Origin of the sequence: Paenibacillus piri (assembly GCF_004354045.1) — a bacterium.
Taxonomy (GTDB): domain Bacteria; phylum Bacillota; class Bacilli; order Paenibacillales; family NBRC-103111; genus Paenibacillus_S; species Paenibacillus_S piri.
Genome location: NZ_SMRT01000006.1, coordinates 1 through 21,068, shown reverse-complemented (window position 1 = coordinate 21,068; position 21,068 = coordinate 1). Strand labels below are relative to the sequence as shown.

Genomic DNA, 21,068 nt, shown 5'->3' with positions numbered 1-21,068 from the left:
ATGGCTGCTGCCGCAGGGAAAGTGCCTCCGGCCCCATTCAAACATGTTCCTTCCTATGAAACTTACAGTGGGAACACGGTTTGAAAAGATCGCTAAAACTGTCCACTATCTTTTTGCCGCTCTTGCCTCCAATGGAATCCTCGCTTATCTATATAGCAGCGCGCATAAATTGAAGCGCACTTGTTGAACATGTTCATCAAGCTGTAAACTTCATTAGGAATGCAAGTTCAAGCCTGCGGCACCGACAACTCCGGCATCGTTGCCCAATGTCGCCGGGACGATATCCACGCCCTCGCTCGCCGCTTGCTGGGCGCATTCATGAAAATGATGACGGATCGCATCGAACAAAATGTCGCCGGCTTTCGAAACGCCGCCGCCGATAATATAACGCTGAGGGTTCAGCACAACCGATACCATCGCCATCGATTTGCCCAAATAAAGCGCAGCGCGGTTAATGATGCGATGAGCAACTTCATCCCCCGACTTGGCCGCGTCGAACACATCTTTGGCCATAATGTTCTCAACCAATGCCAATGACGTGCACTCCCCGCGTTCAACCGCTTCTTTCCCCATCCGGATTATGCCGGTCGCCGAGGAAACGGTTTCCAGACAGCCTTTCATTCCGCAGCCACATTGAATCGCTTCTAAATCGGGCACTAATATCATATGGCCCAGTTCGCCGGCCATTCCATTAAATCCTTGAAATATTTTGCCGCGGATAATGATTCCTCCGCCCACGCCGGTTCCAAGCGTGTAGCATACTACATTCGGAATGCCTGCGCCGGCTCCGCTCCATGCTTCGCCAAGTGCGGCAACATTCGCATCATTGTCGATTTTTACGGTTTTCCCCAGCTTTTGTTCCAGGATTTTTTTAACAGGTACGTTGCGCCATCCCAAGTTCGGCGACAGCTTGATGAAACCTTCGGGAATATCCATAAATCCGGCGATGCCAGCGCCAATTCCGGCTACCTGCTCCCAATCGTAGGACGTATCCGATACAAGCTTGCGCACATATTGAGCGATGTTCTCCAATACGACATCCGCTCCGTGCTCTGTTCCGGTAGGCCCTTCATAAGTATGCAGAAGCTTTCCGTTAATGTCGCACAGCCCCACCTTAATGGTAGTTCCTCCCAAATCGACTCCAACGTATACCTTTTCTCCCATGCTTTGGTCACCTCATAAACTATAATCAACATAATGCTCCAACCTCAACTATAAGCCACTCCTACTTGCAGGTCAAGACAAGGCTCATGACAAATCATTCATCTACAACCAATGAGTCGGAACCGTTCGGACAAGCGATCCGTACACAGGGTATGCATGTCCTTCTCCGATGCGAAAAAACGTGGAGCTTCAAGCTCCACGTTTCCCATAATTTTACAACGATTGGCTCCATTCATGAACGGCATGGCCTTCCAAAAACTTTTCGCAATCCAACGCGGCCATACAACCGCTGCCTGCCGCCGTAATGGCTTGGCGGTATTTGCTGTCCTGCACGTCGCCGCAGGCGAATACGCCTTCGATATTCGTATGGGACGTGCCCGGCTGAACCAATATATAACCGGTTTCGTCCGTCTTGATTTGTCCGGCCAGAAAATCCGTATTCGGCCTGTGGCCGATCGCAACGAAAACACCGTCCGTCTCAATAACTTCTTCCTCGCCGGATTCGTTGTTTTTAACCTTCAAGCCGGTTACCCCTTTATCTCCGGAAATAACCGCCAGAGGCGTCTTATTCAGTTCCCATTTGATTTTCTCATTGCCGCGGGCGCGATCCTGCATGATTTTGGAAGCGCGCAGCTCGCTGCGGCGGTGAACCAGCTTCACTTCCGTTGCGAACCGCGTCAGAAAGTTCGCCTCTTCCATGGCGGAATCTCCGCCGCCGACTACGATTATCTTTTTGCCGCGGAAAAAAAATCCGTCGCAGGTCGCACAGGTGCTGACACCGCGGCCGATGCTTTCCTTCTCATTGTCTATGCCCAGCAGCTTGGCCGTTGCGCCCGTTGAAATAATCAGGCTCTCGGCTTCGATTTCGCCCATGCCTTCCACGGAAAGCTTGAACGGACGCTTGGACATATCGACTGAGTTGACCCAGCCGGTTTTGAACTCTGCGCCGAACCGTTCCGCCTGCTGGCGCATGTTCGTCATCAGCTCCGGTCCCATGATGCCTTCCGGGAAACCGGGGAAGTTCTCGACTTCCGTCGTAGTCGTAAGCTGGCCGCCCGGCTCCGGCCCTTCGATCACCAAAGGGTTAAGGTTGGCGCGAGCCAAATAAATAGCAGCGGTAAGCCCTGCAGGACCTGTACCGATAACGATTGTTTTGTACAATGTGATTCCTCCTAAGAGTTTTGCTGAGAAGCAAAACTGACATCGTAAGCATAAGCCTGAGATTTGCTGAGAAGCAAAACTGACATCGTAAGCATAAGCTGAGTTTTGCTGGGAGCAAAACTGCATCGCAAGCATAAGCTAGATATGCCCTTATTTTATCTTATGATCGAAGCTTGTAAACTTGGGAAAGATGGCTTCCATCTTTTCTCTAAGTCCGCACGCTTCATCAATGATTTTCACGTTTTTACTGATCGTTGCGACGGATACGTTATACCGGTGCGCCAGTTCGTGATACGAAATGGCACGTCGGTGCATTTTCGCCGTCAAGTATTCAAGCGCAGCCGCCCAGCCCTCTACCTTGGCTATTTTGGGCGTATGCGTCGGATAAACCCGCGATAAATATTCGACCCACAACGTCTGCAGATCATACTGCTGCACCATATCATAGCGGCGGTCCATTTCTTGAATCGCCAAATCCATTATTTGCTGCCACTTCGGTTCCCAAACCGGTAAATTCGGCGAAAACGGAGACGCCGGTACGGTTAATTTGCGCCCGTCGAGAACAGCGGTAACCGGATCGTGCAGGCCGATACTGCGGAGCACGAAGATCGCTACCTTTTTCAAATAATCGTCCTCGCCCGGCTCCTGAATGAATTCAAGCAGCGCTTCCCTCACTTCGTTGTCGGCGATCAGACCGAACGCCTGAATAACCTGCAGCTTCGTTTCGGTATCCCCATGGCGCAGCGCCCAGAAGAACGAGGAGCGAACCAGCGGGTCGCGCCGCAAATGATCGGGCAAGCCTTCCGTCGATTTTTCCAGACCGCGGAACTGCTCCTCGAACGGCAGATGGTAATGGTAGCTGACCGGCGGCTTGACCTGCTCGTCGCGCGATTTGCGCAGCAAATTCAAGTAAAAGCCCGGGATATCAGATCCGGGATCGAACTTCTCCGCCTGACGCCATTGGCGTTCGGCTTCGTCGTAACGCTTCGTATTGTAAGCGGCGACGGCTGTATAATGAAACAAGCACGGATCCAGCCCGGCTTCACCGGTTTTCAGCAAACGCTTGAACAACCGGTACGCCGTTTCATGCTCGCTTAATATTCCCATCGTGGTAGCCAATTTAAACACATGGTCCTGATGGAACGGATACGTTTTGCGCAGCACGTCCATTAGCTCGACCAGCTTTTCCTTGTCGCCGAAATGCTGATAAAAAATAGCCAAATTGCACAGCGCATGCAAGTTGCCGTGATCGAGCTCCAGCACCTGCTTGATCATATCGATCGACTTGTCGAAATGACCCATATAATAATAAGCTAACGCCAAATTATTACGGGCCGCCATAAAGTCGGGATGTTTTTTTATAATTTTCTCCAAAATCCGAACCGCTTCGGCAAATTTCCCTTCCTCCAGCATAGCCCGCGCACGGTCGTGCTCGAACATGCCTTCACGGCTCTTAATCGAGGTCAGTTTAGTCGGACGGTCCAGCTCATAGCTGAGCAGCTCGATCATTTCCTCGGATTCTTCGAGAAACTGGCCGGTCGGATCATTCTCCAAGTAATGAATGATCGCTTTCTCAGCCGATTCGTAATTTTCCATATTCGCGAAATTGTTCGCCATATAGAAATAGCATTCGGTCATGGTCGGATCAATCTGATCCAGCACCTGCTGAAGGATATGATTCGATTCCTCGTAATTCCCCATCTCCGAAAGAAGCCCGGCCAAATTGCAATGATTCACCGGGTTGTCAGGCTCGAACTCGGCGGCGCGACGAAAATACTTTAATGCCTTATCGTAATGATATCGGTCCAAGGATTGGACAGCTCGTTCGAAAAAGAACGTGGCATCCATTTTCATCGAGATCACTTTGGCGGGTTGGGTTGGGTTAGCACGCTTTTTCTTCTCCATTAAAATAAGGCACCTCCGGTTCCGTCTGGAATTGGCAAGAAACCAGCGTTAATCTTATTGAAAAGTATAGCACATTCCTAGAGAAATACATAAAATAGTTTCAATTTCCTACACGCCGCCATATTTGAACAACGAACTGATCGAGCCGCCCTCTTTAATAATCCGGATCGCATTGGACAAAAGCGGTGCTACCGAAAGTACGGTGAAGCGGGTCGAATGGTCATCCGGAATCGAGATCGAGTCGGTAATGACGACTTCTTTAATATTCGGGTGGTCCAGCCGCTGAAGAGCAGGTCCGGAAAATACGGGATGGGTGGCACAAATATAAACGTCGTTGGCGCCGCGTTCCTTTAGGCCCTCAACCACGTTGACAATCGTCGTGCCGGTATCGATCAAATCCTCGATGATGACGGGTGTCTTGCCCTCTACATCGCCGATGACATGAGTAACTACAGATTCGTTATGCGCATGGCGCTTTTTAAACATCATCGCGATAGGCGCTTCCAATACGTTGGCCAAATTTTCGGCTCTCGTTACGCCGCCCGCATCCGGAGATACGACGATGAGATCTTTGATCTTCTTGTTTTTAATATGATTGCTCAACAGATCGAGTCCTGTCAAATGATCGACCGGAATGTTAAAGAAGCCTTGTATCGCCGGCGCGTGCAAATCAATCGTAATGACGCGGTCGGCTCCGGCCGTATTCAACAGGTCGGCAACCAATTTCGCGGTAATCGGCTCACGCGGCGCCGCTTTACGCTCCTGGCGGGAATAACCATAGTAAGGGACGACAAGGTTGATCGTTCTGGCCGATGCACGTTTCGCTGCATCCATCATGACTAAAAGCTCCATAAAATTCTCATTGATCGGATGGGAGAACGTCTGCACTAAAAACACATCGCAATTTCGAATGGATTCTTCGAAGAGACAGTAAATTTCTCCGCATTTAAACCGGGAGAGCTTGATTTGGCCGAGTGGGACGCCCAATTCCTTACAAATCCTTTCAGCAAGCCTGGGATTGGAAGATCCCGAAAAGATTTTTAATTTGTCGCTGTACATGGTTACCTCCGTTATGGATTGTTTACGTTTACGGCTCAATTTAGCAGCCTCGTAAGATGTAATACGCGGCAAGCCGCATTCCGATGCAGTATTTCTACCAATTAAGACATGTTTATAATAACCAGAGCTTTAAGGTCCATGTTCGGACGGCTCCGCGGCATACGTTTATTATACATGAAAAGAAACGATTAAGAAAAAGGCATTTCCGTGAAAAAATAACGCTTTCCCAGTATTTTTCAGCTCCGGCGAAGTTCGGATGAACCACAGCGGAAGCCGCTATAATGCAAGCATGATTCGTTTCCGCTGATTGAACGTAGCCAGCTCCGTAAAGCCGATTTCCTTCAAAAGCGCAGCCGCCTGATCCAGGTATTGCGCCAATCTGTCCGGCTGATGGGCATCGGACCCGATCGTCAGTGGAATCCCCCACTCATGGCAAAGCTCCAGCATGCGTCGGCTCGGGAACATTTCGTTAGCCGGCATCCGCAAACCCGATGCATTCAGCTCGATCGCCATGCCTGCCGCTTTGACTGCCTTGAGCGCCTCGTTTTCCAGATGCTCCACACCCCGCTCCGGCTTAAAACCGAACCGCTTGATCACATCGATATGACCGATATAGTCGTAGAAGCCGGTTCGGGCCGCCTTTTGCACCGCGTCATAATATTGGGAGTACACCTCGTAAGCGTCGCGGTTTTTCCATTCGTCCAGCTGCCTGAAGTCGGATATATCCCATTCGCCCAAAAAATGCACGGAGCCGATTACATAATCCCACGGATAAGCTTGAATGATGCGCTCGATTTCGGCCTCCCAACCTTCGATATAGTCGCCCTCCAGCCCGACGCGGATATCGATCTGTTCCTTATACTTTTGCCGCAGCCGGAAAGCTTCCTCGACATAGCGCGGAAGCTCCTCCATCGGCATCGCCATACCCGGCAAATAAGCGGCCGGGTCTACATGCAGCAAGGGCATATGATCGGACAAACCCAATTGGGTCAACCCGAGCTCAATGCCCTTTTGCACGTATTCCTCCAGCTCTCCCGAGGCATGCCCGCAGCGGACATGATGGGTATGATAATCAATGAGCATAGGAATCTCCCCTGTTATTTTTTGGAATTATGGCGGCGGTCCAGCTCGCGCATCACATCGTCAAGCGGCAGCTTCGCTTCGCGCAGCAGCACCATCAGATGGAAAATCAGATCGCTCGATTCGTAGCGCAGCTCGTCGTTGTCGCGATTTTTTGCCGCAATGATGACTTCGGCAGTTTCTTCGCCGACTTTTTTCAATATTTTATCGATCCCTTTTTCAAACAGGTACGTCGTATAAGCGCCTTCCGGACGCTCGGCGTCTCGCTGAGCAATGACCGACTCCAGTCTCGACAGCATCGCAAAACGGTCTACGCCCGCCGCCGCGACTTCCGCAGCTTGACCGCCTTGCACCGGCACCTCGTTAAAGAAACAGCTGTATTGGCCGGTATGACAGGCAGGTCCCGTTTGATCGACCATCACGAGCAGGGTATCGCCGTCGCAATCGTACTTTAGCGACTTCACCTTTTGAATATGGCCGGAGGTTGCGCCTTTATGCCACAGCTCCTGGCGCGAACGGCTCCAGAACCAGGTCTCACCCGACTCGAGCGTCAACCTCAACGAATCCCGGTTCATATAAGCCATCATCAGCACGTCTTTGCTTGCCGCATCCTGCACGATTGCCGGTACGAGTCCGCCCGCATCCCATTGAATCGCTGCATTCAGCTGTTCCAACGTCAGCGGCGTCTTTGCTGCGCCGGCCTGTTCGTTCTGCTCGTTGCTCATCGAATCTCCACTCCCTTTTGTCTGAGATCGCCTTTAACCTCTTCGATCGTCAGCTCTTTATAATGAAATATCGTCGCGGCCAGTCCCGCATCCGCTTTGCCTTCTTCAAACACGTCGTAAAAATGCTCCTTCAGTCCCGCTCCGCCGGAGGCAATGACCGGGATGCCAACACTTTCGGAAACGGCCTTCGTCAAAGCAAGATCGAAGCCGTCCTTCGTGCCGTCCGCATCCATGCTCGTCAGCAAAATTTCGCCCGCTCCGAGCTCCTCCGCCCGCTTTGCCCATTCCAGCGCCTTAACGCCGGTTTCATTGCGTCCGCCGTGGGTGAATACTTCCCATTCGCCCCACGCCTCGTTATAACGGGCGTCGATCGCGACGACGATGCATTGCGAGCCGAAGCGCCGCGCGCCGTCGGAAATGAGCTGCGGGTTTTTGACTGCAGCCGTATTGATTCCGATTTTATCCGCGCCGGCTCGAAGCAGCCGCTTCATGTCGTCCACGCTCGAAATGCCGCCACCGACGGTGAACGGAATCGTGATTTCGCCGGCGGTTTTTTTGACGACCTCGACCATCGTCGCCCGGCCTTCCACCGAAGCGGAAATATCGAGAAAAACAAGTTCGTCCGCACCCTCACGGTCATAGATCGCGGCCAATTCCACCGGGTCTCCGGCATCGCGCAAATTGACGAAATTGACGCCTTTCACGACGCGGCCGTCTTTCACATCCAAACACGGAATGATCCGTTTTGCCAGCATGTTGTTCCCCTCCTCAAGGATAAACGGCCCTGTCACGGCCTGTTATCATCACCATCATCATCGCTAACGGACCGAGAGAGACTGTCGATTAAAGGACGGGAACGGGCAATGGGTACGACTTCGAAGCTCAAACACGTTTTATTGCATTGATTTCATTATACTTTTCGGTAACAATGCAATAAAAAACTCGCCCTGAAGCCATTCTCCAAGCCCTTATCCCTATTAATCGACAGTCTCCGAGAGGACGTTATTTGCCCCGATTTCGCTACTTCAGAATTGTAACGGACCGGAACGCCGTTATTTGGTACGCCAACCGCCAAACAGCGCCATTTCAAGCGAAATAATGGCTCCTCGGTTCGTTTGAAAAATGACGCGTTTGGGCATAAATAACGGCTCCGGGGTCCGATAGCTACCACCGCAATGCAACGTTGTTACCCAGCTCAGGGCAGACCCTCATGCCGTAAAGGCGGCATCGCTGATTTAATGAGCACATGCCCCTGCAGCTGCCCGCTAGAGGGCTGTTGCCAGGATAGACCCTTAACCCGCATCACAGTACCGTCAAATGATGAGCATTTGCCCCTGCAACTGCCGCAAGCGGCTCGCTTTCACAATAGTGACGTAATGTTCCACGCCTTTTTCCCTATTCACCGACTGCCGAACTTCACGCCTTGGCCCCTGCAGCCGGATGATCGCCTGCGCGATCCCTTGTGCACAAGGCCAGAAAGTTGCCAAGCAGCCGCATTCCGGTACTGCCGCTTTTCTCGGGATGGAACTGCATGCCGTACACGTTGCCGCGTCCGACAATCGCCGTTACCTGCTGGTAATAATCCGTTACGGCCAGCAGGTCGGATGGCTGCTCCGGCCGTGCGTGATACGAGTGCACGAAGTACACATGCCCTTCCTCGATGCCGGCGAACAGCGGGCTTTGCTGTCTATATTCCAGCCGGTTCCAGCCCATATGCGGCACCTTGTAGCTGCCTTGAAAGCGCACGACGTCGCCCGGCAGCAAATTCAACCCTTCGTGGGTGCCGTGCTCCTCGCTGCGCGTGAACAACAGCTGCATCCCGAGGCAGATGCCGAGCAGCGGCTTGCCGGTTTGCGCATAGCGCGCGACCGTCCCGTCCAGACCCGAGGCGCGCAGCTGCTCCATCGCGTCGCCGAAGGCGCCGACGCCCGGCAAAATCGCGCCTCCCGCAGCCATAATCTTGCGCTCGTCCGACGTGACGACCGCTTCATAGCCGAGCCGCTCCACCGCCTTGCTGACGCTGTGCAGATTGCCCATGCCATAGTCGATGATGGCGATCATGCTACAGCACTCCCTTCGTCGACGGCACGCCTTTCACGCGCGGGTCGATGCTCGTCGCTTCGTCAACGGCGCGTCCAAGCGCCTTGAACACGGCTTCGATCATATGATGCGTGTTTTGCCCGTAGTGAACGATGACATGCAGCGTAATCCGCGCCTCCAAAGCGAACTTCCAAAGAAATTCATGCACCATCTCGGTCGAAAAGCTGCCAACCTGCGCGGACGGATACTGAGCCCGGTATTCAAAATGCGGCCGGTTGCTGACGTCGATGACGACTTGCGCCAGCGCTTCGTCCATCGGGATGAACACGTTCGCATAGCGCTTGATGCCTTTCTTGTCGCCAAGCGCTTCGCGCAGCGTCTGTCCGAGGCAGATGCCGATATCCTCGACCGTGTGGTGGTCGTCGATATCGATGTCGCCATTGGCCTTTACCTGCAAATCAAAATGGCCGTGCTTCGTAAACAGGTCTAGCATATGATTTAAAAATGGCACATCCGTTTCGAACTCCGATATACCGGTTCCGTCTACGTTAAAAGCGAGCTGAATATCGGTTTCATTCGTCTTGCGCGCAATTTGTGCCGAGCGTGCGGCCTGCTGCTGGTCAGCCACGGGCATTCCCTTCTTTCTGCAATCGTATTTGAATCGCTCTCGCGTGTGCTTCCAATCCTTCATGCTGCGCCAAAGCGATGATTTGCTCCCCGTTTTGCAGCAGCGCTTCCTTGCTGTAGTAAATGACGCTCGATTTTTTCATAAAATGATCCACGTTCAGTGGCGAGGAGAACCGCGCCGTGCCGTTCGTCGGCAGCACATGGTTCGGGCCGGCGAAATAATCGCCTACCGGCTCGGAGCTGTAGGGCCCGAGGAAGATCGCGCCTGCGTTCTCGATGGCGCTCAAATATTGGAACGGGTCCGCGACGAGAATCTCGAGATGTTCGGGCGCGAGCTGGTTGACGACGCGCACGCCCTCCTCGAGGCTCGCGACCGTCAGAATCGCGCCGTTGTCGCGGATCGACTGCGCCGCGATGTCCCGCTTCGGCAGCGATTCCAGCTGGCGGGCGACCTCGGCCGCCACCGCCTGCGCCAGTTGTTGCGACGGCGTGACGAGAATCGCCGACGCCATCTCGTCATGCTCGGCCTGCGACAGCAGGTCGGCCGCCACATAGGCGGCATCGGCCGTATCGTCGGCGAGCACGACAATTTCGCTCGGGCCGGCGATGCTGTCGATGTCCACGACGCCGAACACGTAGCGCTTGGCCAGGGCGACATAGATGTTGCCCGGCCCTACGATCTTATCCGCCGCAGGGATCGACTCCGTGCCGTAGGCAAGCGCAGCTACCGCCTGCGCGCCGCCGACACGGTATATTTCGCGAACGCCTGCTTCCGCAGCCGCCACAAGGATATGCGGGTCGATGCCTTCGACCCCGGCCGTCGCCGGCGGCGTGACCATTACAATCTCCGGCACGCCGGCGACCTGTGCCGGAATGGCATTCATCAGGACGGACGACGGATACGCCGCCTTCCCGCCCGGAACGTACAGGCCGACCCGCTTGAGCGGCCGCATCACTTGACCCAGGATGCTGCCGTCAGGCTGCAGATCCATCCATGACGTGCGCTTCTGCTTCTCGTGGAAGCGCCGAATATTCGCCGCAGCCCCGCGGATGGCGGCGAGGAAGCTCTCGTCCACCTGCGCGTAGGCGGCCTCGATCTCGGCTTCACTCACGCGCAGTTCGCCGACGGCGACGCCGTCGAACTGCTGAGCGAAGCGCCGGAGCGCGGCGTCGCCCTCAAGGCGCACGCTCTCGATAATGCTCTTCACGCTCCGGTTCTGCTCCTCAGAGCCGTACTCCACCTGCCGCTGAAGTGAAAATTCGCTGGCCGGCATCATTCTCATCCTGAATCCCCCCGATTTCCTGGCTTACCTATCGCAAATTTCTGCCTGCTTCTGCTCCTGATTCGCTCCGCGACAACGCTATTCTCGAACATTCCCGCTTCTGCCCGGCTCCATCTTGCTCCAACCGGATAAGCCTGGCTGCGATTCGGACATTTTGCGGCCTATCGCTATATATTACTGTCCACACATTTCCCTACTCTGCTCTCCTGCCTCTAAGCTTTCTCCGATGCCGCTGCGGAAATCATATGCTGCAGTTTGTCGCACAACGCTTGAATCCGTTCGTTTTTCATCCGGTAGCTGACCCGGTTCGCAATTAGACGGCTGGTGATGGCGAAGATCTGCTCCTGCTCTACCAGTCCGTTTTCCTTCAACGTTTGTCCGGTTTCCACCATATCGACGATCCGGTCGGCCAAGCCGATCAACGGAGCCAGCTCGATCGAGCCGTTCAGCTTAATCACTTCCACCTGCTGGCCTCTTTCCCGGAAATATTGGGACGCCACATTAGGATATTTCGTTGCAACCCGCGGATTCAGTACCGGTTCCCAATCGGGAAGGCCGATAACCGACATACGGCAGCGCGCAATGCCCAAATCGAGCAGCTCATAGACGTTGCGGTTTTCCTCCATCAGCACATCCTTGCCGACAACGCCGATATCGGCGACGCCATACTCCACATATGTCGGCACGTCGACCGGCTTCGCCATAATAAACTCCATCCCCGCTTCCGGCACGGCAATGATCAGCTTGCGGGAATCGTCGATATCGTCCGGAATGACCAGGCCCGCTTCCCTGAACAGCTTGGAAGCTTGCTTATAAATACGCCCTTTGGGCATCGCAACTTTCAATACATCCTGCATGCTCATTTGCTCCTTTACCCGAACTCGATCACGTCGTGGTATACGATCCCGCCCACACTATAAGTTTCATTGTCAAGCTTCGTCATGACCAGCCGTCCCGTTGCCTGACCTATGCTTTCATCGGCAATTAAACGCGTCTCCACAACCGCGTTCTCCTGTTCGCGCAGTCGCTTCGCTTGAAGAAACGCTTCGACCCGCGACGACGCTGTATAAGCGATCAGCACCCTCTTAGGCTCTTCAACCGGACGCTTGCTTACAACCTCCAATATGCGGTTCGTTTTCAACGCGAAGCCGGTAGCGGGAGCAGGTCGGCCGAAATGCATAAGCAGATTGTCGTACCGGCCGCCGCTGCAGACAGGGAAGCCCAGATCGGCCGCGTAGCCTTCGAACGTCATCCCGGTATAGTAGGAAATATCTCCGATCATCGTCAAATCGATCATCACGTGCTCGCTAACCCCGTACGCTTTCAGCACATCCCATATTTCGCATAGATGAGCGATCGATTGCTGCGCCGTCGGATCTGCCGTAAGCTGTTTGGCCTGCGAGCAAATTTCTTGTCCGCCCCGCAATCTCAGGATACCTTCCAGCTCCTGCTGTACACCGGTCGGCAAGCCCAGCGATTTGATCGTCTCGCGATAGCCGACATAGTCGCGGTTGAGCAAGCATTCCTTCAAGCTGCGCTGCGCATCCTGATGCTCCCGCAGTGTTTCTTTGAACAATCCGTTCAGGAATCCGACATGCCCGAGCGCGATTTTAAACTGCTCTACCCCGGCAGCCTGCAGGCTGGCGATCGCGAGGGCGACCACCTCCGCATCGGACTCCGAAGAAGCATCTCCCACAAGCTCAACGCCCGTCTGAAAAAATTCCGCGTCGCGCCCCGCTTCGGACTCAAATGCGCGAAATACATTGGCGTGGTACGATAAACGGATCGGAAACGGCTGTTCCTTTAATAAGGAGGCTACGACGCGCGCAATCGGCGCCGTCACGTCCGAGCGCATGACAAGCGTCGTTCCGTTGCGGTCCAGAAGCTTAAACAGCTTGCGGTCCTCCGTCGAGCTGGCCACCCCGACCGTATCATAAAACTCCAACGTCGGCGTTATAATTTCCCGGTAGCCCCAACGATCCATACATTGGAGCACATTATTCTCGATCGCGCGGAGCTTTACTACCGCCTCCGGCAAATAATCTTTGACCCCGGTCGGTTTTTCAAACACTTTCGGTTTCGACACCTGTGCCACCTGCCTATATCAAGCTTTATCAACATGTGTATTAGAACGCTTTAGTACGATAACATGCTACCATACTACCAAAATAAAGAATGTAATCGTAAGTTTATCACCGAAACGCATCGCCGTCAACGATAAAATATCGGGTTCCGGCTCTCCATCATTCGGATTCAGACTGCCTATTTCATTGATAGCTTCCATTATTCATCCCGTTCATCATCCGGCTGATCATTCCGTACATCATCTCGGAGGACCCGCAGCGGATTGCCCGCCACAAAGCTGTATGGCGCCACATCCTTATGTACGACCGAACCGGCTCCGATAATCGCGTGGTCGCCGATCGTAACCCCGGGCAAAATCGTCGTATTCGCCCCGATCATGACATGAGAGCCGATTCGGACATTGCCCAGCCGATATTCTTTGATTAAATACTCATGCGTTAAAATCGTCGAGTTATACCCGATAATCGTGTTGTTCCCCACCTCGATCCGCTCCGGAAAAAACACGTCCACCATCACCATCAACGCAAAGGAGGCATGCTCTCCCACCTTCATGCCAAGCACATGGCGGTAAATCCAGCGCTTGAGGGGCAAGGAGGGGGCATACCGTGAAATTTGAATGAATATAAAATTGCGGATCGCCTTCCACCTGCTGACCGTCCGGTATACTTGCCACAGCGAATTCGGCCCTTCTACCGGATACTTGTCCGTCCTTCTCAATCTACATCTCCCCGACGCCAACAATAGGGAGCAGCTCCCGAATGTCGTTAATAATATACGTTGGATTGTAACTGTTCAAATACTCCATCCCTTTCAACGACCAGGCTACGGCAGCGCACGGTATGCCTGCATTGTGAGCCGCCTCAATATCGTAGTGGCTGTCCCCGACCATCATGGCGCCTTCGATGTCCGAGCCCAGCAGTTGAAGCGCTTTGCGGATGCCTTCCGGGTCCGGCTTCGGATTATTCACATCCTGCACCGTGATGATCGTTCCGAAATAATCGTACAGACCGCACAGCCGCAAACCCATTTCGGTCGTAATGCGCACCTTGCTCGTTACAACCCCCAGCTTGATTCCTGCGGTGTGCAGCTTCGCCAGTGTCTCCTTGACGCCGGGAAATTCCGTCACCAGCTCGTCATGCTTATCGAGATTGTAGGCGCGGTATTTTTGAACGAGGTCCTCCACTTCTTCTCTTCCGGAAAAAAACTTCATCTGATCCACAAGCGACCGGCCCATATTCGGAATAATATGCTCCCGCGTTATCGGCTCCGGCGTTATGCCTTCAAATGTATGCAAAAACGATTGAATGATCAGCTCGTTCGTATCCACAATGGTACCGTCCAAATCAAATAACACCGTCTGTATCATGCTGTTTCGACTCCTTTTCCCATGCTGTCCGTATTTTATTTATGCTCCGCATCCTTCAACCCGGAACTGTCTTCCGATTGCGGATCCGCCGGTATCTTATCATCCGCTGCCGCCTCTGCAGCCGTCGGGTCGGATGCTGTCGATGGTTGCGTCTCGGCGGGCGTTTCTTCCGCTCCCGCTTTACCGCTAACAGGGACAATCGGATCGGCATAGCGCTCAACGGCGGCACCGGTTTTTCTGCGCATGATCATTACGACGAAGGCAGCCAGTACAATCAGCACCGCCAGCAGCTGCGATATCCGCACGTTGCCTCCATACGTCATATAGCCCGATTCAAAGCCGAACCAGCGCATCGGAGCCCACAACCCGTTCATTAAGGCAGCCAGCCATGTAGGGCCGGTAAAATCCAGACTGTCGGTCCGCAATCCTTCGATAAAGAAGCGTCCGATGGAATACCATACGAAATAGCTCATGAACAGTTCGCCGGCCCGTAGAAAAGGCCTTCTCCGCAGCCATAACAAAACGAGTAAGCCGACCAAGTTCCAAAGCGACTCATATAAAAATGTCGGATGATAGTATTGTCCCTCGATCAGCATCTGATTCACGATAAAATCGGGCAAATGCAGCGAGTTTCGCAAAAAAGCTTCGGTTGCCGGACCGCCGTGCGCCTCCTGATTTATAAAATTGCCCCAACGGCCAATGGCTTGTCCTATGATCAGTCCCGGTGCACAAACGTCGGCAATTCGCCAAAACGAGTACCCTTTTCTACGGACATAAAAAAACGCGGCGATAATAGCGCCAATCAACGCCCCATAGATCGCAATCCCGCCATGCCATACCATAAACACTTCGGCTAAATTGTTTTTATAATCTTCCCATTTGAACGCCACATAATAGATCCGCGCGCCGATAATAGCCGAGGGAACGCCGAGCAAGACCAAATCCATATAAAAGTCCGGATTCATCCCGAACCGTTTGCCTTCCTGGATGGCCAGCAGCAGCCCCACCAACGCGGCCGTACCCAATATAATGCCGTACCAATGGACGGACAACGGTCCCAAACTAAACGCAATCGGATTTATCGCTAAATACATGCTGCTTCCCCTTTCGAATCCCTTAAGTCATCTCAGAATCCTTACATCCCCAAATTCTTGCCCAGGGACTTCAATCTTTGGCCGTCTATTCCATATCGTCCATATCTTCAGCCAACGATTCGGTCAGCTTATTGGTAAATTGCAGGGCCGCATTGTAGCCCATCCGCTTTAACCGGAAGTTCATCGCCGCCACCTCAATGATAACCGCCAAGTTCCGACCGGGGCGGACAGGAATCGTTACGAGCGGGATTTCCGTCTCAATAATTTGCGTCATCTCTTCATCCAACCCCAGACGGTCATACTGCTTATCCTGCTGCCATGTCTCCAGCTTTACCACAACGGAAATTTTCTTAACATTGCGGACGGCTCCCGCGCCGAACAAGGTCATCACATTGATTATGCCGACCCCCCGAATCTCCAGCAGGTGCCGGATTAATTCAGGCGCATTGCCGATCAGTACATGGTCTGCCGTTTGCCGGATTTCGACGGCATCGTCAGCGATCAGCCGGTGCCCTCGTTTGACCAGCTCCAGCGCCGTTTCGCTTTTACCGATTCCACTCGTCCCTGATATCAGCATGCCGATCCCGTATACATCGACAAGTACGCCGTGAATGGTAGTTGTAGGGGCCAGCTTGTTTTCAAGAAACCCGGTAATCCGGCTGGCAAATATCGTCGTCGCCGTCTTCGTACGGAGAACGGGCAGCTGCTGGGCATTAGCCGCGGCAATCAGCTCCTCAGGCACGTCATAGCCACGGCTGATCAATATACAGGGCGTATCGGCAGGCGCGCATAGCCGGGTCATTCTGTCAATTTTGTCATTCTGGGATAGACCATCAAAAAAAGTAAGCTCGGTTTTCCCCAAAATCTGTACGCGCTCCGTCGGGTGGAATTCATAATAGCCCGCCATTTCCAATCCCGGACGGTATAAGTCGGCGGTTGTAATCGGGCGCTTCAATCCTCCTTCGCCGCAAATCACTTCCAGGTGAAATTCAGCAACTAAGTCGGATACCTTTACTTTTTTTGACATCGCAGTTCCGTCTCCTTCGTTTTTCCAATACACCCATCGTATAAAAAATACCGGGATAAATCAACCTTACTTACGCACAAAGGACCAGTCCTAGGACTGGTCCTTCATAATTTTATATAGAATTAGCTGTTGAAGATCGACAGCGTAGTCTCTTGATCGAAGAAGTGAACTTTGTTCATATCGATAGCCAGCTTCACGTTCATGCTTTCTTTGAAGCCGGAACGTCCGTCAACACGCGCAACGACACTGTTTTTGCCGATGCCTGTCAAGTACAAGAACATTTCATGACCCAGGTTCTCAGCAACCTCGATGTGTGCGTTCACGACCGTGTTAGGCGATGCTTCCAGGAAAACAGGCTCTTCATGGAAATCTTCAGGACGAATTCCCAAAATGACTTCCTTGCCTACATATCCTTTTTCGCGAAGAATCTTAGCTTTGCCTTCCGGTACTTCTACGTTCAAGCCGTTTGCTTTGAAGTAGACGCTGCCGCCTTGATCTGTAAACCCGCCTGTAACGAAGTTCATGGACGGAGATCCGATAAAGCCCGCAACGAACATATTTACAGGGAAGTTGTAAATTTCTTCAGGCGTAGCCGCTTGTTGAATAATACCTTTATCCATAACAACGATACGGTCACCCATCGTCATCGCCTCGGTTTGGTCATGCGTTACATAGATAACGGTTGTTTCCAAACGTTTAGCCAGCTTACTGATTTCAGCGCGCATCTGTACGCGGAGTTTAGCGTCCAAGTTGGAAAGCGGTTCATCCATCAAGAATACTTGCGGTTCACGGACAATCGCACGGCCCAGCGCAACCCGTTGACGCTGACCACCGGAAAGAGCTTTCGGCTTGCGATCCAGCAAGTGAGTAATATCAAGAATTTTAGCCGCTTCACGAACGCGTGCATCGATATCGGCTTTTTTAAATTTACGAAGTTTCAAACCGAAAGCCATGTTTTGGTACACGCTCATATGCGGATACAAAGCGTAAGATTGGAATACCATCGCGATATCGCGATCTTTCGGCGCTACGTCGTTTACCAAACGGTCGCCGATGTAAAGTTCGCCCTCAGTGATTTCCTCCAACCCTGCAATCATACGAAGAGTAGTGGACTTACCGCAACCGGATGCGCCTACAAGAACCAAAAACTCTTTGTCCGCAACATCAAGATGAAAATCTTTCACTGTCGCTTCTTCAGCACCTGCGTATTTTTTAACGATGTGGTTTAAACGTACACCTGCCATGGTATTATTCCCCCTACGAGTTAATATCGAAAAAAATTATATATTCATCTTACCCTACCTTCCCCATCATGACTATGCACAATCTTCACAAAAAAATCACTTTCTTTTCGTTACTTTGTACAATAGCAGAGCTATCTTCACCAATACCGCGTCATTGAACGTTCTGACGTCTAATCCGGTCTCCTGCTTGAACTTGTCCAGCCGGTATAACAGCGTGTTGCGGTGAATATAAAGCTTCTTGGCCGTCTCGCTGACATTGCAGTCCAGTTGGAAAAAGTGCTCCAGCGTCGTCATCGTCTCCGAGTCCAGCGCTACATCGAGCCGTTTCAGCACCCGCTCAAGAAAGTTGGTCTTCTCCGCCTCCGGAATCAGGTTGATCAGCTTCTCCAGCTGCAGCATCCAGGGCAGATGCATATTGCTCCCCAGGTGATAGGTTCGCCCGAGCATCATCGTCTCTCTGAGCTGCAGCACGGTCGAGTACAGCGATTTGGCAGGCATCATCGGATAATGAATCGCCAGATGGCATTCTCCGACCCATTCGTTTTCAAGCATTTCGTGCAAGCCGAAGCCGATCGCCCCTAATGTATCCTCCAGGCTGTCCTCCTCTCCGTAATCCCGTTCGTCAGCTGCATCCATCGACAGCATTTTTTCGGATCCGAGAATCAGCCATTCTTTATCCATTAACGGAATCAGTATCATTTCCGCGTCAAAGAACGATTCCAGCAGCTTTTTCAGTTCCTGATAGCTTACCCGCCGCGACTGCGAATAGTCGCCGTACAGCAGCAAGGGAATTTTGGTCGAATACAGCGACATCTGCGAAACGAGGTTATCCGGCATTTCAGCGTTCACCAGACCGAGATCCTGCTGCTGCTTAAACCAATCGCGCACCGCGCCCGCCTGGCGCTCTTCCTCGCTGATCGACACGGGAAGCTTCGCTTCCTGCGCCCGCCTCGCTTCCAGCATCAGCTCCACCAGCTGCCGTTCGGCAGGCGTAACTCGTTCCGCATCGATCTGCAGCACCTGCACTTCATGCCCTTCCCGATTTACAAAAAAGAAGCAATGGCCGGCCTGCTTCAAGCTTTTGGGTACAGTTCCTTTATCCTTTGATTCCGCTTCCGCATGACGCTGCCATTGATCCCATGTCCATTTCGACAACGTTACATGTCCCTTCAAAATCTGCTCCAGCTGCTGCCTCAACGGTTCCCAGTCCATACCCGAAACTCCCAACTGTAATAAATTTATTTTAGTATGTACTTCATCATAGCAAAAAACGGTTCCGCATAAAACCAAAAACTCCCTGAAAACGAACAGCGCTAAAATGTACCTCCGTTTCCAGCAAAATATTTAAGCTCAACAAGCGGCCGGTTTGATGAACCGGTTCCGTAAAGCTACAATAAGAGATGTACTTATTACAAATTCCAGACAGTTAAGGAGCGTTAGCATGGCTATTGTTGAATTGACCATTATTCCGATCGGAACCGCGTCCACCAGCTTAAGTCAGTATGTGGCCGACATTCAGCAAGTTCTGGAGCAGGCTGCCGAGCCTGTCCATTTTCAGATGACCGCAATGAGCACGATCATTGAGGGGGATTTGAAGCACCTGTTTGCCGTCATCCAAAGGCTCCATGAGGTTCCTTTTCATCACGGCGCCGTGCGGGTGTCGACCTCGATCAAAATCGATGACAGGCGCGATAAACCGAGCTCCATCGAGCAGAAAATGAAGTCCGTCCGGCAAAAATTGCATGACAGTTAGCAGCATCGCCGAAAGGTCCGCTGCTTTCTTTTTCTAAGAGCTAAATTTGAAACAAAAAATAAGCTCCCAACTACGTTAATCGTAATTGAAAGCTTATTTGAGCGATGAGACATGTAGGATTCGAACCTACGACACCCTGATTAAAAGTCAGGTGCTCTACCGGCTGAGCTAATGTCTCGAATTTGAAATGGTGGAGGCTGATGGATTCGAACCACCGAACTCGTCAGAGAACAGATTTACAGTCTGCTGCGTTTGGCCACTTCGCTAAGCCTCCATAAAGATGGCTGTTCTGCTGCTGTCACAGCTTAGCCAATGGTGGCTCGGGACGGAATCGAACCGCCGACACGAGGATTTTCAGTCCTCTGCTCTACCGACTGAGCTACCGAGCCATATGTATTTAGCTTGTCCTAATCAAGAAAAAAACGTGTTATTCATGGCGGAGCCGACGGGATTCGAACCCGCGGTCTCCTGCGTGACAGGCAGGCATGTTAGGCCTCTACACCACGGCTCCGCGATGGTATAACTGGTGCCGTCGAGAGGACTTGAACCCCCAACCTACTGATTACAAGTCAGTTGCTCTACCAATTGAGCTACAACGGCATATTCATTGTGATGATCTCTTAAAGTATCTGTTGTTCGTATTTCAGCTATACTTCGCTCTAAGAGTTAAATGGTGGAGGCTGACGGGATCGAACCGCCGACCCTCTGCTTGTAAGGCAGATGCTCTCCCAGCTGAGCTAAGCCTCCATGAGCAATGGCACAAGTGGAATCATATCACATTTTACAAAAAAAAATCAACTGCAAAATAAAATTGGTAGCGGCGGAGGGGATCGAACCCCCGACCTTACGGGTATGAACCGTACGCTCTAGCCAGCTGAGCTACACCGCCATATAAATAAACCGTTGCGGAGAGAGATCTGGTTCTCATCTCTTTCCATTTGTTGGTAACTACGGAGAGAGAGGGATTCGAACCCTCGCACCACTTACGCAGTCTAACCCCTTAGCAGAGGGTCCCCTTATAGCCACTTGGGTATCTCTCCACGAGAAAGAACAACTGTGGATTGTTCCTTGAAAACTGGGTCCGAAACCGGCAAGCATTGTTCGTTCTTCTTTTCTTAGAGGCCCCGTGAAAGGAATCGGACTGCGCTACAGCGCCTTCGTCCCTTTCTTGGGTAGTTAGTTAAGCCCTCGACCGATTAGTATTCGTCAGCTCCACACGTTGCCGCGCTTCCACCCCGAACCTATCTACCTCGTCGTCTTCAAGGGGTCTTACGTACTGGGAAATCTCATCTTGAGGGGGGCTTCACGCTTAGATGCTTTCAGCGCTTATCCCTTCCGTACGTAGCTATCCAGCCGTGCTCCTGGCGGAACAACTGGTACACCAGCGGTACGTCCATCCCGGTCCTCTCGTACTAAGGACAGCTCCTCTCAAATTTCCTACGCCCGCGACAGATA

Annotated in this window: 20 protein-coding genes, 8 tRNA genes and 1 rRNA gene; 1 reads left to right on the top strand and 28 read right to left on the bottom strand. The window is 52.4% G+C overall.

Annotation, left to right across the window (positions count from 1 at the left end; translation table 11 throughout):
- Nucleotides 1–213: 213 nt before the first annotated feature.
- From E1757_RS14305 to E1757_RS14220, 19 genes are all read right to left on the bottom strand, one after another.
- Nucleotides 214–1,164, bottom strand: a complete 951-nt coding sequence (locus tag E1757_RS14305; protein WP_133229173.1) for an ROK family glucokinase — start codon at nucleotides 1,162–1,164, stop codon at nucleotides 214–216.
- Nucleotides 1,165–1,377: 213 nt separating this feature from the next.
- Complete coding sequence (gene trxB / locus E1757_RS14300; protein WP_133229171.1) at nucleotides 1,378–2,325, bottom strand: thioredoxin-disulfide reductase; 948 nt, start codon at nucleotides 2,323–2,325, stop codon at nucleotides 1,378–1,380.
- Nucleotides 2,326–2,475: 150 nt separating this feature from the next.
- Entirely contained in the window at nucleotides 2,476–4,230 is a 1,755-nt protein-coding gene (locus E1757_RS14295) for a tetratricopeptide repeat protein (protein WP_133229169.1), read from the bottom strand.
- A 108-nt stretch (nucleotides 4,231–4,338) separates the two neighbouring features.
- Nucleotides 4,339–5,289: a ribose-phosphate diphosphokinase gene (locus E1757_RS14290; RefSeq protein WP_133229652.1), complete on the bottom strand. Its 951-nt coding sequence runs from the start codon at nucleotides 5,287–5,289 to the stop codon at nucleotides 4,339–4,341.
- Between the two features lie 276 nt (nucleotides 5,290–5,565).
- Entirely contained in the window at nucleotides 5,566–6,372 is an 807-nt protein-coding gene (gene hisJ / locus E1757_RS14285; RefSeq protein WP_133229167.1) for a histidinol-phosphatase HisJ, read from the bottom strand.
- Between the two features lie 14 nt (nucleotides 6,373–6,386).
- Nucleotides 6,387–7,094 carry a bifunctional phosphoribosyl-AMP cyclohydrolase/phosphoribosyl-ATP diphosphatase HisIE gene (hisIE, locus tag E1757_RS14280; protein ID WP_133229165.1) on the bottom strand — a complete coding sequence of 236 codons (708 nt, stop codon included), beginning with the start codon at nucleotides 7,092–7,094 and terminating at the stop codon, nucleotides 6,387–6,389.
- Nucleotides 7,091–7,849, bottom strand: a complete 759-nt coding sequence (hisF, locus tag E1757_RS14275; RefSeq protein ID WP_133229163.1) for an imidazole glycerol phosphate synthase subunit HisF — start codon at nucleotides 7,847–7,849, stop codon at nucleotides 7,091–7,093. The genes hisIE and hisF overlap by 4 nt, the downstream gene beginning before the upstream one ends.
- A gap of 661 nt (nucleotides 7,850–8,510) precedes the next feature.
- Nucleotides 8,511–9,155, bottom strand: a complete 645-nt coding sequence (gene hisH, locus E1757_RS14270) for an imidazole glycerol phosphate synthase subunit HisH (RefSeq protein WP_133229161.1) — start codon at nucleotides 9,153–9,155, stop codon at nucleotides 8,511–8,513.
- Between the two features lies 1 nt (nucleotide 9,156).
- The gene (hisB, locus tag E1757_RS14265) at nucleotides 9,157–9,762 is read right to left on the bottom strand and encodes an imidazoleglycerol-phosphate dehydratase HisB (protein ID WP_425464840.1); all 606 of its coding nucleotides are present in this window, start codon (nucleotides 9,760–9,762) and stop codon (nucleotides 9,157–9,159) included.
- On the bottom strand, nucleotides 9,755–11,044 hold the full coding sequence (gene hisD, locus E1757_RS14260; RefSeq protein WP_133229157.1) for a histidinol dehydrogenase: 1,290 nt from the start codon (nucleotides 11,042–11,044) through the stop codon (nucleotides 9,755–9,757). The genes hisB and hisD overlap by 8 nt, the downstream gene beginning before the upstream one ends.
- A 212-nt stretch (nucleotides 11,045–11,256) precedes the next feature.
- The gene (hisG, locus tag E1757_RS14255) at nucleotides 11,257–11,901 is read right to left on the bottom strand and encodes an ATP phosphoribosyltransferase (RefSeq protein ID WP_133229155.1); all 645 of its coding nucleotides are present in this window, start codon (nucleotides 11,899–11,901) and stop codon (nucleotides 11,257–11,259) included.
- A gap of 14 nt (nucleotides 11,902–11,915) precedes the next feature.
- Nucleotides 11,916–13,130: an ATP phosphoribosyltransferase regulatory subunit gene (locus E1757_RS14250; RefSeq protein WP_133229153.1), complete on the bottom strand. Its 1,215-nt coding sequence runs from the start codon at nucleotides 13,128–13,130 to the stop codon at nucleotides 11,916–11,918.
- A gap of 66 nt (nucleotides 13,131–13,196) precedes the next feature.
- On the bottom strand, nucleotides 13,197–13,328 hold the full coding sequence (locus tag E1757_RS36900; RefSeq protein ID WP_281282494.1) for a hypothetical protein: 132 nt from the start codon (nucleotides 13,326–13,328) through the stop codon (nucleotides 13,197–13,199).
- The gene (locus tag E1757_RS14245; protein ID WP_133229151.1) at nucleotides 13,328–13,846 is read right to left on the bottom strand and encodes an acyltransferase; all 519 of its coding nucleotides are present in this window, start codon (nucleotides 13,844–13,846) and stop codon (nucleotides 13,328–13,330) included. Before E1757_RS14245 ends, E1757_RS36900 begins: the two co-directional genes overlap by 1 nt.
- Nucleotide 13,847: 1 nt before the next feature.
- Nucleotides 13,848–14,495: a pyrophosphatase PpaX gene (gene ppaX / locus E1757_RS14240; RefSeq protein ID WP_133229149.1), complete on the bottom strand. Its 648-nt coding sequence runs from the start codon at nucleotides 14,493–14,495 to the stop codon at nucleotides 13,848–13,850.
- Between the two features lie 35 nt (nucleotides 14,496–14,530).
- Nucleotides 14,531–15,589 (bottom strand): prolipoprotein diacylglyceryl transferase, encoded by a 1,059-nt coding sequence (lgt, locus tag E1757_RS14235; protein ID WP_133229147.1) that lies wholly within the window; start codon nucleotides 15,587–15,589, stop codon nucleotides 14,531–14,533.
- A gap of 85 nt (nucleotides 15,590–15,674) precedes the next feature.
- Nucleotides 15,675–16,616: an HPr(Ser) kinase/phosphatase gene (gene hprK, locus E1757_RS14230; RefSeq protein WP_133229145.1), complete on the bottom strand. Its 942-nt coding sequence runs from the start codon at nucleotides 16,614–16,616 to the stop codon at nucleotides 15,675–15,677.
- A gap of 122 nt (nucleotides 16,617–16,738) precedes the next feature.
- Complete coding sequence (locus tag E1757_RS14225) at nucleotides 16,739–17,860, bottom strand: ABC transporter ATP-binding protein (RefSeq protein WP_133229143.1); 1,122 nt, start codon at nucleotides 17,858–17,860, stop codon at nucleotides 16,739–16,741.
- A gap of 96 nt (nucleotides 17,861–17,956) precedes the next feature.
- On the bottom strand, nucleotides 17,957–19,072 hold the full coding sequence (locus E1757_RS14220; protein ID WP_133229141.1) for a PucR family transcriptional regulator: 1,116 nt from the start codon (nucleotides 19,070–19,072) through the stop codon (nucleotides 17,957–17,959).
- Between the two features lie 229 nt (nucleotides 19,073–19,301).
- On the opposite strand from E1757_RS14220, the gene E1757_RS14215 reads away from it, so the two are divergent.
- Complete coding sequence (locus tag E1757_RS14215) at nucleotides 19,302–19,613, top strand: MTH1187 family thiamine-binding protein (RefSeq protein ID WP_133229139.1); 312 nt, start codon at nucleotides 19,302–19,304, stop codon at nucleotides 19,611–19,613.
- Nucleotides 19,614–19,718: 105 nt separating this feature from the next.
- Here E1757_RS14215 and E1757_RS14210 read toward each other — a convergent pair.
- The 9 genes from E1757_RS14210 to E1757_RS14170 all read right to left on the bottom strand — a co-directional run.
- Nucleotides 19,719–19,791, bottom strand: a tRNA-Lys gene (locus E1757_RS14210).
- Nucleotides 19,792–19,801: 10 nt separating this feature from the next.
- Nucleotides 19,802–19,887, bottom strand: a tRNA-Tyr gene (locus E1757_RS14205).
- Between the two features lie 39 nt (nucleotides 19,888–19,926).
- Nucleotides 19,927–20,002, bottom strand: a tRNA-Phe gene (locus tag E1757_RS14200).
- A gap of 45 nt (nucleotides 20,003–20,047) precedes the next feature.
- Nucleotides 20,048–20,124 (bottom strand) — tRNA-Asp (locus E1757_RS14195).
- Between the two features lie 13 nt (nucleotides 20,125–20,137).
- Nucleotides 20,138–20,213, bottom strand: a tRNA-Thr gene (locus E1757_RS14190).
- 71 nt (nucleotides 20,214–20,284) lie between these two features.
- Nucleotides 20,285–20,360 (bottom strand) — tRNA-Val (locus E1757_RS14185).
- A gap of 65 nt (nucleotides 20,361–20,425) precedes the next feature.
- Nucleotides 20,426–20,502, bottom strand: a tRNA-Met gene (locus E1757_RS14180).
- A 62-nt stretch (nucleotides 20,503–20,564) separates the two neighbouring features.
- Nucleotides 20,565–20,653 (bottom strand) — tRNA-Ser (locus E1757_RS14175).
- A gap of 136 nt (nucleotides 20,654–20,789) precedes the next feature.
- A 23S ribosomal RNA gene (locus E1757_RS14170) occupies nucleotides 20,790–21,068 on the bottom strand; the annotation flags it as partial.